Below are 13,350 nucleotides of genomic sequence, written 5' to 3'. Positions count from 1 at the left end.
GACACGACTCATCGATCAAGGTGAAAACTATAGCGCCGCCGCGACCCGTCCCATCTGATCGATCCCGTTCTCGAAGATCCGCTGGAAAAACGGGATCAGGTTGGGGATCATCAACTGGATCAGCAGGAAACCCACCAGCATGGTGACGGGAAATCCGACCTGGAAAATCCCGATCTGCGGCGCCGCGCGATTCAGGATCCCGAGCGCCAGGTTCGCGATCAACAACGCCGCCACGACAGGCAACGACAGCAACAACCCCGTCGAGAAAATACTCACGCCGTAGGTGGCGAGCGTCTGCCAGCCGCGCGCGTGGGTCATCGAACCCAGCACGTTTGCGCTCACCGGCACGTTCTGGAACGTCTGCACGAGGGCGCTGATCATTTGCAGATGACCATCGAAGACGAGAAAAGCGAGGAACGCGATCGTATTCAGATATCGCGAAATCACAACCGCGTTTCCGCCTTGCCGCGGATCGTAGAGCGTCGCAAAACCTAGACCCATCTGCTGGCCGATGAACTCGCCGGCTGCATCGATGGACGCGAACGCAATCTGCATCGTCATGCCGAGCGCCGCGCCCACCATGAACTGGTTGATGAGGATCAGCACGCCATCGGCGGAAAATACGGTGACCTGCGGCACGGCGCCGATAGTCGGCGCCACGATCAATGCAATGAACGCCGCCACCCCGACTTTGACGCGCACCGGAACCGCCAGATGGCTCAGCAGCGGCGCGGTCGCGATCAACGCAAGAATGCGCGTGAATGGCCAGAGGAAGGACGTCAGCCAGACATTGAGCTGGGCGTACGTGACCGAAAACATTTAGCCGGTGATTGCCGGAGTGATGGTGAACACGTGGCGCATGTAGTCGAGCAGCGTTTCCATCATCCAGGGTCCGGCAATCACGAGCGTGACGGCGACCGCGAGCAGTTTCGGAATGAACGAGAGCGTGCTTTCGTTGATCTGCGTGGCGGCCTGGAACAAGCTCACCACCAGGCCTACGACCAGCGCGACCAGCAACAGCGGAGCCGCGAGCAACAGCGCCACGTACATGGCCTGGTGCGCGATCGACATGACGGATTCGGGGGTCATCGTGTGTATCTCTGTGCTTTGAAGGCTTACGAAACGAAGCTCTGCGCGAGCGAACCAATGAGCAACTGCCATCCATCGACGAGCACGAACAGCATCAGCTTGAACGGCAGCGAAATGGTCGATGGCGACACCATCATCATCCCCATGGACATCAGCACGCTCGCCACGACCATGTCGATGATCAGGAACGGAATGAAAATGGTGAAGCCGATCTGGAAGCCGGTCTTCAATTCACTCGTTACGAACGACGGCACCAGCAGCGAGAGCGGCACGTCTTCGGGACCGTTCATGGGCGGGGCTTTCGAGATCTTGGCGAAGAGCGCGAGATCGGCTTCGCGCGTCTGGCGCAGCATGAATTGTTTGAACGGCGCGACGCCGCGCGTGACCGCCTGATCCATGGTGATCGTGCCGTCGGAGAACGGTTTGTACGCGTCGGTGTAGGCGCGGTCGAGTACCGGCGACATCACGAACAACGATAAAAACAGCGCCAGTCCGACCAGGACCTGATTCGGCGGCGTGCTGGTCGTGCCGAGCGCCTGACGCAGCAGCGACAACACGATGATGATGCGCGTGAAGCTCGTCATCATCAGCACCATTGCCGGCAGGAACGACAGCATGGTGAGCAGCAGCATCGTCTGGACGCTGAGCGAATACGTCGTGCCGCCGTTCGGGCCGGGGCTGGTGTTGAACGCCGGCAAGCCGGCCGTGCTTTGTGCGAAAGCTGCGTAGGGAAGGGCGCCAATCACGACCGGCAGCGCCAGCTTCGCGCATCGAACTACAAACCGAAACTGCATTACTTGCTCCCGCCCGCGAATTTTTGCAGACGTTTGGTCGCTTCACCGGCGAGGGCATCGCGAAAACGTTGACCGAAACTGCCTTGAAGTCCGTCCGGCCCGGGCGCCGTGGGCGCTTCCACGCCGCTGAGTTCCGCCGATCCCGCCGGCATGGTGTGCAGCAGCCGCACGTTGCCGGGAGCCGCGCCCAGCACGAGCCATGTATCGCCGATTTCCACCACCGATACCCGCTCCTTGTTCCCGAGCGACGCGCCGCCGATCACCTTCACCAGGCCCGTGCGTTTTGTCCCTGCCACCCCGAACTTGCGTGCGAGCCACGCGCAGCCGAACACGAACGCGATCACGATCGCCAGCCCGAGCAGCGTCTGCAACACGGCGCCGACACCAAGCGACGGCACGGCTGTTCCCGCGCCCACACCCGATGCAATCTGGGCCGCGTGATTGACGGCGTTCATATCGGCGGCGTGCGCGGTGAATGCCACGAAAAGCGTCGAGAAAGCGACGGCCGGGCGTTTCATCGATTCAGCTTCCTGATGCGTTCCGACGGCGTGATGATGTCGGTCAGACGGATACCGAACTTGTCGTTCACGACCACCACTTCGCCCTGGGCGATGAGGCATCCGTTGACGAGAACGTCCATCGGTTCGCCGGCGAGGCCGTCGAGTTCCACGACCGATCCTTGTGCGAGTTGCAGCAAGTTGCGAATCGCGATCTTCGTGCGCCCGAGTTCCACCGTCATCTGCACGGGGATATCGAGAATCATGTCGATGTCATTGCGCGTCGTCGGCGCCGCGACTTTCGACAAAGGCTGGAACACCCCGGCCGACGATGCCGCCGCCGGCGTCTCATTGCCGTTCTGCTCGGCCAGGGCGCTCGCCCAGTCGTCCATGCCGAAGTCCTCGCCCTTGAGCGGATCGGACGGCAGCGTGCCCGGTTCGGTTACGTCACTCATATCCACCTTCCTTCATCGTATCGGTTGCGCTGATCATCTTCTGGACGCGCAACGCGTATTGACCATTGAAAACACCGTAGCCGCATTCCATCACCGGCACGCCGTCCACTTTTGCCGTGACCTCTTCGGGCACGTTGATCGGCAGGACATCGCCGGCCCGCATGTTCAGGATCTGCTCGAAGGTCGTGCCGATCTGCGCGAGATCGACCGTGAGTTCCACCTCGGCGGACTGCACTTGCTGCGACAGGACGCGAATCCAGCGGCGGTCGACTTCGAGCGCTTCGCCTTGTATGGGCGACGACAGTACGTCGCGGATCGGTTCGATCATCGAATACGGCATGCAGATGTGCAGCGTGCCGCCGGTCGATCCGAACTCGATGGAGAACTGCGTCACGATCACGATCTCGTTGGGCGTCGCCACGTTTGCGAACTGCGTGTGCATTTCCGAGCGCACGAATTCGAAGTTGAGCGAGCGCACGCTTTTCCAGGATGCTGCGTACTGCTCGAACACGAGGTTCAGCAGCTTGCTGATGATGCGATGCTCGGTCTGCGTGAATTCGCGGCCTTCCACGCGGGTGTGGAAACGGCCGTCGCCGCCGAAGAGGTTATCGACGACGAAGAACACCAGGTTCGGGTCGAACACGAAAAGCGACGTGCCGCGCAACGGCTTCACGTGGACCAGGTTCAGGTTCGTCGGGATCGGCAGGTTGCGGGTGAATTCGCTGTACTTCTGTACCTTCACCGGACCGACGGAAATTTCCGCCGAGCGCCGCATGAAGTTGAAGATGCCCACGCGCAGGAGACGCGCGAAGCGGTCGTTGATGATTTCCAGGCCCGGCATCCGGCCCCGGACGATACGTTCCTGCGTCGCGAGGTTGTAGGGGCGCACGCCTTGATAGCGTGTTTCGTCGGCAACAGCATCGACTTCCCCGGTGACGCCCTTGAGCAGGGCATCGACCTCCTCCTGCGACATGAACTCTTCGTGGCCCATGAGTGTTCCTTGGTTCCTGTCTTGCGCTTGTCTGGTTCGGCTTCGTTTTTGCGCGTATGAGCAACGCGTTACTGGACGACGATTTCTGTGAACAGCACTTCCTGCACGTGCGCCGGTGCTTCCGGCGTACCGCCGAACGTGTTGACGGTAGTGAGGAGTTCCTTGGCGAGCGTGCGTTTTCCGTCGATGCCGGCCAGGTCGTCGGGATGTTTCGCCGAGAGCAGCATCAGGATGTGGCTGCGCACTTCCGGCATACGCTCGGCCAGCGCGGCCTGCGCTTTTTCATCGGGCAGCTTCAGCGTGAGGCCGATGCGCAGGTAATGCATGCCGTCATCGGATTGCAGGTTGACGGTCATGGAGTCGAGCGGGTAGAACACCGGCGGCACCGCGGGTGCGGGCTTCGCGGGTTCGTGCGATGCGGTTTTGTGCAGCCAGAAATACGCGCCTGCGCCGCCGGCGCCGAGCAGGACGATTGCGCCCACCGCGATCAGGATGATGCGCTTGAGCTTGCCGGTTTTAGCCGGCGTGACGGGTTGTTGTGCTGCTGCTGTAGTTGCCATGTTTGCGGACCTCTTTCTGTAGCCTGAATTGTTGGCGAAAGTAAGGTTGCGCGATGGGTCGAACAGAAGGGGTTATTAGGGCTAACTCGGGAGTTTGCGCAAAGGGGAGGATTTTACGTTTGCGATACGCGCGGGATGGCAGGCGTGAAAAAGCCGCGCGGCGGTGAGGCTCGCGCGGCTGGTTTGCCGGGTCTGACGCGGCCGTAGGGCTTTAGGCGAACGTATCCACCAGTCCAACCTGACGGCGTAGCGGCAGGCTGACCGAGCTCGATGCGTCGCTTACGGCTCCAATCCCGCCGCCGCTACTGCCCGAACCAGTCCACGACGGCCGTCCGCCGCCATCCTGCTGGCCCGAGCTCGCTTGCTTGCCCGCAAAGCCGTCGCTGACGCTCGTGCTGCCCAAACCAATGCCACTTGCCTGCATCGCTTCACGCAAGGTCGGCAATGCAGCCTCGACGGCCGCGCGAACCTGCGCATGGTCCGATACGAACAGCGCATGCGCATGATTCCCGGCGACCTGCAGCACCACCTGCAGCGGCCCGAGATCCTTCGGATTCAGCGTCAACTCGGCGCTTTGCTGATGTGCATTCGATAAAAACACCACCTTCTGGCTGAACGCATCGTCCCAGCCGCTCGATCCGACATGCGGTGCGATGGCGGCGCTATCGGCTGCGGTCGCGGCGCCTTGCAAGGTCGCGCCGCTGGTCGCCGCCGATGCCGCTTGCTGCACGCTCGCGTTCGCGGTGGCGTCGGCGTTCGCCGCGGTTGCCTTGTATGCGGCGCTGCCGTCGTCGGATTGCGTCAGTGCAGCGAGTGCGTTTGCATCGGCTTGTTGCGTGGCTGCCGCGCCGCCTTGTGGCGTCAACGCCGCGCTGCCCTGGGTCTTGCTATCAGCCGAAAGACCAGCCAGCGGCGTGTCGCGACCGCCTTTCGTGCCCGTCGTCGTGCCCGTGGGCGTGCCGTTGTTCATGTTGCCCGCGTGCGCCGCGCCCATTGCTGCTGCGGCGGCCGCGTTGAGCGGCGTGGCCGGCGTCTGCACATTTGCGGCCGCCGTCAGCGACGCCTGCAGCGCATCGGCGGCGGCTTTGGCATCGGCGGCTTTGGCGGGTGAGGGGGTATCGGCCGTCGTGTCGGTGGCATCCGTCGATGTCGCGTCCGTGCTTGCCGTCGCAGCGTCGGCCGGATCGGCAGGCGTTTTCCCGGCACCGGTAGCACGTGCTTTCAGAATCGCAGCCTTTTCCGCTGCCGCCGCCGCGATTGCCTCGGGCGTTCCCGGCGCGGCCTTGGTCGCGTTAGCTGGTTTATCGGCTGACGCAGTCTTGTCGGTCTTCGATAAATCCGTCTGATCCGTCGCCGTGCTTTGATCCGCGCCGTCCGTTGTTTTAGCCTGATCAGTTGAATCCGTGTTGTCCGGTTTCGACGCATCATGCACGCTGCCGCGCGCAGCCGCCGCCTTTGCAGCGGCTTTATCGGCTTGAGCGCGTTCCTGCACTTTGGCTTGTGCCGCTTCGCGCTCATTGGCCTTGGCGGTGATGCTGTGCAAGGTCGAGCCAAACGATGCCGCCGCTTCATCGCGAGCGGACGCCGCTGCTGTGCTGCGCGAAACAGCCGATACGCTCGACATACCCAGCAACGCGCTGGCCGAATTAACTGACGACATGAATGACCTCTTGTATCTTATGCAAGATAAATCCGCGTTAAAACCTACGCCCGTTCGGCACGCATCCGCAGCACCTTGGCGGAATGCTCGTCGGAATCGCGCTGCTCGATCCTTGCGTCCTGTTTGGCCTGCACCGCGTCGGCGCGTGCAGCCAGCACCTGATACGAACCCAGCTTCTGCTTTTTCTGCTGCCATTCCGGCTTTGCCGCTTCAAGCCGTGCATTCGCGGCCACGAGCAACGCGCGCTGCTGGTTGATCGCGGAATCGAGCGTATCCACGAATGCCTGGAAGTTACGCAAGGTCTGCGCGGTCGTGCCTTCTTGCGCCGACGCCGTGAACCGCGCGTGATACTCATCGCGATACGTCACGAGCGAATTCAGTTGCGTCTCCACTTCGTTGCGTTCCTGCTGCAGCTTGCCGAGTTTTTTGGTCGCGGCTTCGAGTTCTTCTTCTGCGAGGTTGATCAGGGTGTTGATCGGCAGATGCTTTGACATGGAGGTCTGGTTCCTTCCTGATTATCTTTATCGGGTCTTCACGCGAACAGTTCGTCGAGTTTGGCCAAACTCGGTTCGAACATCGCCTGCTCGCGAAATCCTTGCTGCAAAAACGCTTCAATGCGCGGATACAACGCTATTGCCCGGTCCAGCAGCGCGTCGCGTCCGCTCGAATACGCGCCCACGTTAATCAAGTCCCGATTGCGCTGATAACGCGACAACATTTGCTTGAACAAGCGCACGCGGTCCAGATGTTTATCGTCGATGAGCGCCGTCATTGCGCGGCTGATCGACGCCTCGATATCGATGGCCGGGTAATGCCCCGCTTCGGCCAGCGACCGCGACAGCACGATATGCCCGTCCAGAATTGCACGGGCAGAATCGGCGATAGGATCTTGCTGATCGTCCCCTTCCGTCAAGACCGTATAAAAAGCCGTAATCGATCCGCCGCCTTCCGGGCCGTTCCCCGTACGCTCGACGAGCGCCGGCAACTTGGCGAACACAGAGGGCGGATAGCCTTTGGTGGCGGGCGGTTCGCCGATTGCCAGCGCAATCTCGCGCTGGGCCATGGCGTAACGCGTGAGCGAGTCCATCAGCAAAAGTACGTGTTTGCCCTGATCGCGGAAATACTCGGCGAGCGAGGTCGCATATGTTGCGCCCTGCATACGGAGGATGGGCGAAACGTCGGCGGGGGCCGCGACCACGACCGAACGCGCCAGTCCGTCCTCGCCCAAAATTTGTTCGATGAACTCCTTCACTTCCCGGCCGCGTTCGCCAATCAGGCCGATCACGATCACTTCGGCGCTGGTGTAACGCGCCATGGTGCCGAGCAGCACGGATTTACCCACGCCCGAGCCCGCGAACAAACCCATGCGCTGGCCGCGTCCCACGGTGAGCAACGCATTGATTGCGCGCACGCCGACGTCGAGGACCTTGTGGATCGGTTCGCGATTCAACGGGTTGATGGTCGGCGCGGACAGCGGTGCATCGCGCTTGGCGCCGAGGGGGCCGAGGCCATCGAGCGGCCGGCCGGAGGCATCGACCACGCGGCCGAGCATTTCCCAGCCGACAGGCAGGCGCTTGGCACCGGCCATCGGATCATTGATGGGCGCGCTTTCCAGCGGATAAACACGCGCTCCAGGCAGCAAGCCGGAGACTTCGGTGGTCGGCATGAGGAACAGCTTGTCGCCGGAGAACCCGACGACTTCGGCTTCGGCCATTGGAATGGAACTGCCCGCCGGCAACTCGATCATGCATTCAGATCCCACGCCGAGTTTCAATCCGACGGCTTCCAGCACGAGGCCCGCGGCGCGGGTCAACCGGCCGCACGCGCGCAACGGCTTCGATATCTGGCTGCGCGCCTTGCTGGCTTCGAGCTGGGCGCGCCATCCATCGAGATGCGGATTGTTCACCATCTCCGCCAACTCGACGATCGTCTGCGCCGCCATGTCTTCCAGCGTCGGCTCGGGCGTGACGTCGGGATCGGCGAGCGGTCCAAACGATGCGCGCGCAAGCTCCTGCTCGAGTTCGCTCAACCCTTCCTGCGTCACGCGGCGCGCAGCGCTTGCGGCGTTGTTATGCGTTTGCGTTACCACGGTTGCGTCCTCCCGAGCGCCGCTGCGACGCGCTCCCAGCGCGTCGCATTGGTTGCATCGATTTCACCGCTTGCCGCGTGTGCCTTGCAGCCGCCGCGTTCAATGTCCGGATCGGTGCGGAACGTCCATCCGGCCGCTTGCAACTCTTCCAGCAAATAGGCTTCGACAATCGGCAGATCCGCCGGATTCACGATCAGGTACGGCGCGCCGGAAAGTGCCGGCTCGGCCGCGATCACCGAGCGTGCGACAGCCAGCACGGCGGTCGGGTCGAGCGTCAAATGCTGCGACACCACTTGTTGTGCGATATCCAGCGCCAGCGCGGTGAGCGCCTCGGCGACCACGGCGTCGGCGGCTTGCAGGGCGGTCTTGAAGGCATCGGCCATCGAAGCAAGCCGCGCCGCTTCCGACCGTGCGTCGAGGCGGCCTTCTTCTTCGCCCTTCGCATAACCCTGGTCGTAGCCGGCCTGATAACCCATCGCCTGGCCGGCGACGTGGCCCTGCGCCAGACCTTGCGCGTGGGCTTCGTCGCGGACACGACGCAGATGCTTTTCGAGCGCGGCCTGATCGGCGGCGCTGCGATCCACGGGAACCGGATCGAACGACGCCATTTCCCAGCGCTGATACGCGGACATACGCGCCTTTTTTTCGGCTTCTGTCGGGTGAGCCTGCTTCGCGGCTTCTGCTGCGTCAGACATATGCGTCCTCGGCCTTGCCGCCTAACTGGATCTGACCGCTTTCGGCGAGATTGCGCACGACCTGCAGGATCTTGCGCTGCTGCGTTTCCACTTCGGACAAACGCACCGGACCGCGCGAATCGAGGTCTTCCGCGAGCAGTTCGGCTGCGCGCTGCGACATGTTCGCGAGGAACTTCTGGCGCAGCGGCGGTTGCGCGCCCTTCAACGAAACAATCAGCGTTTCCGATTCCACTTCCTTCAGCAACATCTGGATGGCGCGGTCTTCGAGGTCCATCAGGTTTTCGAACACGAACATCTGGTCGATGATCTTCTGCGCCAGTTCCGCGTCGAATTCCTTGACGTTTTCGATTACCGATTCCTCGTGCGCCGTCGACATGAAGTTGAGGATTTCCGCCGCCGTGCGAATGCCGCCCATCGGCGCGCGTTTCAGGTTGTCGCTGCCGGAAAGCAAGGTGGTGAGCACATCGTCGAGTTCGCGCAGCGCGGCGGGCTGAATGCCGTCGAGCGTTGCAATGCGCAACAGCACGTCGTTGCGCAGGCGTTCGGTCAGGAGCGCCACGATTTCCGATGCCTGATCGCGGTCCAGATGCACGAGAATCGTCGCAATGATCTGCGGATGCTCGTTTTTGATGAGCTCGGCGACCGCCGCCGAATCCATCCACTTTAAGCCTTCTATACCGCTCGTATCGCTGCCCTGCAAGATCCGGTCGATCAGCGCGCCGGCCTTGTTCTCGCCGAGCGCCTTGGTCAGCACCGTGCGGATGTATTCGCTCGAATCGAGCGAGAGCGCCGTGTGCTGTTCGGCTTCGTGCACGAACTCGGTCATCACGTTGTCGAGCTGCTCGCGCGTGACGTTCTTCAACTGCGCCATGGTCGCGCCGATCTTCTGGACTTCGCGCGGTCCCAGGTACTTGAAGACTTCCGCTGCTTCGGATTCACCAATCGACATCAGCAGGAGCGCGGCTTTATTGAGGCCTTCAGCGTTCATCGGACACCCAGTTCTTGACGACCGTCGCGACGATTCTCGGATCCTGGCGCGCGATCATCCGCGCGTAGTCGAGATTGCGTTCGAACTTGGCCTTGTTGCTTTCGTTGCCGAGCAAGCTGACTTCGGCATCCTTGTCTTCATCTACTGCGGACTTCGGCATGGACGGACCATCGAGCAGCGACAGTTCATCCGGCGCGCCGAGCGCGGGCGGCGGGGGCGGCGGCGGGAAGGCGCGGCGCAGCGCCGGCTTCACCATCGTGAAATACAGGAACATCGCCACCAGCCCGATACCCGCGTACTTCGCCAACTGGATGCCGCGGGCGATCATGTCCGGCGTGCGCCACCAGGGGATGTCGGGGATCACGTTCGTATCGACCAGGAACGTGCTGTTCACCACGTTGACCGAGTCGCCGCGTTTTTCGTCGTAGCCCATCGCGTCCTTCACGAGTTGCTGGACTTGCGCGAGCTTGTCGGCGGGCAGCGGTTGCATCGTGACGATGCCTTTCGCGTCCACTTGCTTCTGGTAGTTCACGACCACGGCGACCGAGAGGCGCTTGATGCCGCCCATCGGCTGCTCGTAGTGGCGCACCGTCCGGTCGACTTCGTAATTGGTCGTGGTGTCCTTGCGCACATTCACCGGCTGCGTCTTTGCGCCGTCGGCGCCGCTCGCGGCTGCGTCGACAGGCGCCGACGCCGCTGCCGGCGGCTGGTTCGACAATGCGCCCGGCACGCCGCCAACGCTCGCGCCGCCGCCGTCCTTGGATTCGCTCGATTGCTGGCTGCGGATCGCCGTGTTCTGCGGATTCGCGTTCGGACCGTAGCTTTCGGCGGTCTGCTCGAGCTTCGAAAAGTCGATATCCGCGCTCACCTGCGAATGGGCGTTGCCTGCACCGAACAGCGGCGCCAGGATTGCATCGATACGCGATTGCGTATTGCGCTCGATCTGCTGGACGTACTTGAGTTGCGAGGCGTCCAGCCCGTTCGGCCCGCTGCTTTGCTGCGTCAGGAGGTTGCCATCCTGGTCGACGATGGTCACGTTCTTCACTGGCATGTCCGCCACGCCCGAGCTGACCATGTGCTGGATAGCGAGGGTTTGCGCTTCGTCGAGCGCGCGGCCGGGATACAGGTTCAACATGACGGACGCGGTCGGCAATTCCTTTTCGCGCACGAACACGGTCGGCTTCGGAATCGCGAGGTGCACCCGGGCTTCGCGAACCGACGATATCGACGCGATGGTCTTTTCCAGCTCGCCTTCAAGCGCCCGCTGATAGTTGACCTGCTCGGCGAACTGGCTGATGCCGAACTTCTGGTTGTCCATCAATTCGAAGCCGACCGAGCCGTTCTTCGGCAATCCCTGCGATGCCAGCCGCAACCGCGTTTCGTGCACGGCTTCGCTCGGCACCAGGATCGCACCGCCCGATTCGGCGATCTTGTAGGGAATGTTCCCTTGCTGCAGCGCGGCGACGATCGCTCCGCCGTCACGATCCGACAGGTTGCTGAACAGCACCCGGTAGTCCGGCTGGCGCGACCACATCACCAGTCCGGCAATCACCATGGCCAGCACCGCCACGGCGATGATCAACGGCATGCGCGGGTTGTTGCGGAACTGGTTGAGCATCGGCATGCGGCCGCCGAGGTTGCCGCTGAAGTCCGAACTGCCGGCAAATCCCGCGCCGCCCGAACCTGCCGCGATCGATCCGGCCGCCGGCTGCGCGCCGGCCAGACCCATGCGGGCGTCCGGGTTGATCAGGTTATTGGTGGAATCCATGCGTCGAAGCTCTCCGAATCTTGCGTTTTCCGCGAAGTGTCCGGTTAAAGCCGGGCGCAGTCGCAGACTCTTTCATGAGAGGAATTATCCGTAAGGGCGAGTAAGTCGATTGAGCGAACAGAAGCCGCTTTTGGCGCTCTTTCCCGGCTTTGCAAAACCACGCCGCTGCTAGACTTTTTCGTAATCGGTCAGGCCGTATGGCGAACCGCCCAGGCTCCGGCGCAGACGCCAGCCTCAGGCCCGGGACAGGCCCCGGTTCGATATGTCCCAGCAGCACCGCCCACCATACGTTGCCGCCGGTTACCTTATTTTTGAGAGTTTGATTTCCGCTTCCTTCTGGAGACACCATGAATGCATCCATCAGCCCGCTGAGTTCGGCGCTCCAGCAACTCCAGTCCATGGCCACGCAGGCCGCCGGGGGCGCGGGCAATGTTGCGGGCGGCGCTGTCGTGCCTGAATCGGGGGCGGCGAGCGCGGGAAGTTTTGCGGATGCGCTGAAATCGTCCATCGATAACATCAGCAGCTCGCAGAAAAGCGCCATGAGCGAAGCGCACGCGTTCGAAATCGGTGCGCCGAACGTATCGCTCAACGACGTCATGGTCGACATGCAGAAGGCCAACGTAGGGTTGCAGTTCGGCCTGCAAGTGCGCAACAAGCTGGTGTCCGCGTACAACGACATCATGAATATCTCCGTCTGAGCCGGGGCGCGCAGCCCGCTTCATGGATAACCGCGCCATCGGCATCTGGACGCTTGCTCGCGGCCATTGCACTTTCCGGAACCCGTTGTGACGCAAAGCCTTCCTAAAGCTTTCGCCGCTTTCTCCGATAACCCAAGTACAGCTCGGCAAACAGTCAGACGAATCGAAGGTCTTGATCGTAATGCCGGCATCGGTTCATTACGGTTTTCGCGATCGAGCGTGCGGAAATCGAATCAGGAGAAAGTCGGATGTTTTCCCAGGGACATGCGGGAGCCAACGCGTACGCACGCGTCGGCGTGCAAACCGGAGTAATGGGCGCCAGTCCGCACAGACTCGTCGTCATGCTGTATCAGGGCGCGCGCCAGGCTGTGGCTCAGGCACGAATGCACTTGCAGCAAGGCAACATCGCGGCGCGCGGCGAAGCGATCACGAAGGCGATCGGCATTATCGAAAGCGGTTTGCAGCAGGCCCTGAACAAGGACGCCGGCGGTGAAATCGCGGCGCGGCTGGACGCGCTGTATACGTATATGTCGCATCGGCTGTTGACCGCGAACGTGCAGCAAAGCGAACCGATGCTGGTGGAAGTCGATGGCTTGTTGGCGACTCTGGAAGACGCCTGGATCGCAATTGCGCCCGACGCAGCAAGAATGGCTGCGGCGTGACATTGCGAAATATGTCCGCACATAATGAAAACGACACAAGAATATTTCTCTCATTACGAAGCGATTGCTGAACTTTCTGCGCGCATGCTGGCCGCGGCGCGCTGTGGAGACTGGAGTGAGTTGAAGATCATGCAAGGGGCATATCGCGAGTTGATCGACGGCTTGCGGGAAGTCGATGCCGCATCCCAGCTCGACGATACCGCCCGCGCCCGCAAGTTCGAGCTGGTGCGCCGGATTCTCGCGGACGACGCCGCCATTCGCGACCTGAGCGCACCCAGCCTTGCGCGTTTATCGGCGCTGTTCACAGTGAACAGACCCGCGCGAGTTTTGAAAAAGATGATCGGGCTGCGATAAACACGTTTTTGCAGGTCACGTGTTTGCAGCCCGCCGAAAACCGGTGGCGG

At 62.0% G+C, this 13,350-nt stretch carries 16 protein-coding genes; 3 read left to right on the top strand and 13 right to left on the bottom strand.

Annotated features, from left to right (window positions below):
• Window positions 1–27: 27 nt before the first annotated feature.
• The 13 genes from fliR to fliF form a co-directional block, all read right to left on the bottom strand.
• Window positions 28–819 carry a flagellar biosynthetic protein FliR gene (gene fliR / locus AXG89_RS05325; RefSeq protein WP_062168358.1) on the bottom strand — a complete coding sequence of 264 codons (792 nt, stop codon included), beginning with the start codon at window positions 817–819 and terminating at the stop codon, window positions 28–30.
• Window positions 820–1,089, bottom strand: coding sequence for a flagellar biosynthesis protein FliQ (fliQ, locus tag AXG89_RS05320; protein WP_056356411.1), 270 nt, complete (start codon window positions 1,087–1,089; stop codon window positions 820–822). It abuts the gene before it with no gap.
• Window positions 1,090–1,115: 26 nt separating this feature from the next.
• Window positions 1,116–1,883, bottom strand: coding sequence for a flagellar type III secretion system pore protein FliP (fliP, locus tag AXG89_RS05315; protein WP_062168356.1), 768 nt, complete (start codon window positions 1,881–1,883; stop codon window positions 1,116–1,118).
• Window positions 1,883–2,401 carry a flagellar biosynthetic protein FliO gene (gene fliO / locus AXG89_RS05310; RefSeq protein WP_062168354.1) on the bottom strand — a complete coding sequence of 173 codons (519 nt, stop codon included), beginning with the start codon at window positions 2,399–2,401 and terminating at the stop codon, window positions 1,883–1,885. The genes fliP and fliO overlap by 1 nt, the downstream gene beginning before the upstream one ends.
• The gene (gene fliN, locus AXG89_RS05305; RefSeq protein WP_062000628.1) at window positions 2,398–2,835 is read right to left on the bottom strand and encodes a flagellar motor switch protein FliN; all 438 of its coding nucleotides are present in this window, start codon (window positions 2,833–2,835) and stop codon (window positions 2,398–2,400) included. The genes fliO and fliN overlap by 4 nt, the downstream gene beginning before the upstream one ends.
• Complete coding sequence (fliM, locus tag AXG89_RS05300; RefSeq protein ID WP_062000627.1) at window positions 2,828–3,826, bottom strand: flagellar motor switch protein FliM; 999 nt, start codon at window positions 3,824–3,826, stop codon at window positions 2,828–2,830. The genes fliN and fliM overlap by 8 nt, the downstream gene beginning before the upstream one ends.
• 68 nt (window positions 3,827–3,894) lie before the next feature.
• Window positions 3,895–4,386 (bottom strand): flagellar basal body-associated protein FliL, encoded by a 492-nt coding sequence (fliL, locus tag AXG89_RS05295; protein WP_062168352.1) that lies wholly within the window; start codon window positions 4,384–4,386, stop codon window positions 3,895–3,897.
• A gap of 211 nt (window positions 4,387–4,597) precedes the next feature.
• Window positions 4,598–6,046 carry a flagellar hook-length control protein FliK gene (locus AXG89_RS05290; protein WP_062168350.1) on the bottom strand — a complete coding sequence of 483 codons (1,449 nt, stop codon included), beginning with the start codon at window positions 6,044–6,046 and terminating at the stop codon, window positions 4,598–4,600.
• Window positions 6,047–6,090: 44 nt separating this feature from the next.
• Entirely contained in the window at window positions 6,091–6,540 is a 450-nt protein-coding gene (gene fliJ / locus AXG89_RS05285; protein ID WP_062168349.1) for a flagellar export protein FliJ, read from the bottom strand.
• A 38-nt stretch (window positions 6,541–6,578) separates the two neighbouring features.
• Window positions 6,579–8,135 (bottom strand): flagellar protein export ATPase FliI, encoded by a 1,557-nt coding sequence (gene fliI, locus AXG89_RS05280; protein WP_062000623.1) that lies wholly within the window; start codon window positions 8,133–8,135, stop codon window positions 6,579–6,581.
• Window positions 8,129–8,830 carry a flagellar assembly protein FliH gene (gene fliH / locus AXG89_RS05275; RefSeq protein ID WP_075359344.1) on the bottom strand — a complete coding sequence of 234 codons (702 nt, stop codon included), beginning with the start codon at window positions 8,828–8,830 and terminating at the stop codon, window positions 8,129–8,131. The genes fliI and fliH overlap by 7 nt, the downstream gene beginning before the upstream one ends.
• Window positions 8,823–9,818 carry a flagellar motor switch protein FliG gene (fliG, locus tag AXG89_RS05270; RefSeq protein ID WP_056356390.1) on the bottom strand — a complete coding sequence of 332 codons (996 nt, stop codon included), beginning with the start codon at window positions 9,816–9,818 and terminating at the stop codon, window positions 8,823–8,825. The genes fliH and fliG overlap by 8 nt, the downstream gene beginning before the upstream one ends.
• On the bottom strand, window positions 9,808–11,586 hold the full coding sequence (fliF, locus tag AXG89_RS05265; RefSeq protein ID WP_062000621.1) for a flagellar basal-body MS-ring/collar protein FliF: 1,779 nt from the start codon (window positions 11,584–11,586) through the stop codon (window positions 9,808–9,810). Before fliF ends, fliG begins: the two co-directional genes overlap by 11 nt.
• A 347-nt stretch (window positions 11,587–11,933) precedes the next feature.
• Here fliF and fliE point away from each other — a divergent pair, with 347 nt between their 5' ends.
• The 3 genes from fliE (at window position 11,934) to AXG89_RS05250 (ending at window position 13,300) form a co-directional block, all read left to right on the top strand.
• Window positions 11,934–12,284 carry a flagellar hook-basal body complex protein FliE gene (gene fliE / locus AXG89_RS05260; RefSeq protein WP_062168347.1) on the top strand — a complete coding sequence of 117 codons (351 nt, stop codon included), beginning with the start codon at window positions 11,934–11,936 and terminating at the stop codon, window positions 12,282–12,284.
• Between the two features lie 248 nt (window positions 12,285–12,532).
• Window positions 12,533–12,946 (top strand): flagellar export chaperone FliS, encoded by a 414-nt coding sequence (gene fliS / locus AXG89_RS05255; RefSeq protein ID WP_062000619.1) that lies wholly within the window; start codon window positions 12,533–12,535, stop codon window positions 12,944–12,946.
• A 24-nt stretch (window positions 12,947–12,970) separates the two neighbouring features.
• Complete coding sequence (locus AXG89_RS05250; protein ID WP_062000618.1) at window positions 12,971–13,300, top strand: flagellar protein FliT; 330 nt, start codon at window positions 12,971–12,973, stop codon at window positions 13,298–13,300.
• The last annotated feature ends 50 nt before the right edge of the window (window positions 13,301–13,350 follow it).

This window comes from Burkholderia sp. PAMC 26561, assembly GCF_001557535.2.
In the GTDB taxonomy this organism is placed as follows: Bacteria; Pseudomonadota; Gammaproteobacteria; order Burkholderiales; family Burkholderiaceae; genus Caballeronia.
This window is presented reverse-complemented; position numbering and strand designations above follow the sequence as displayed.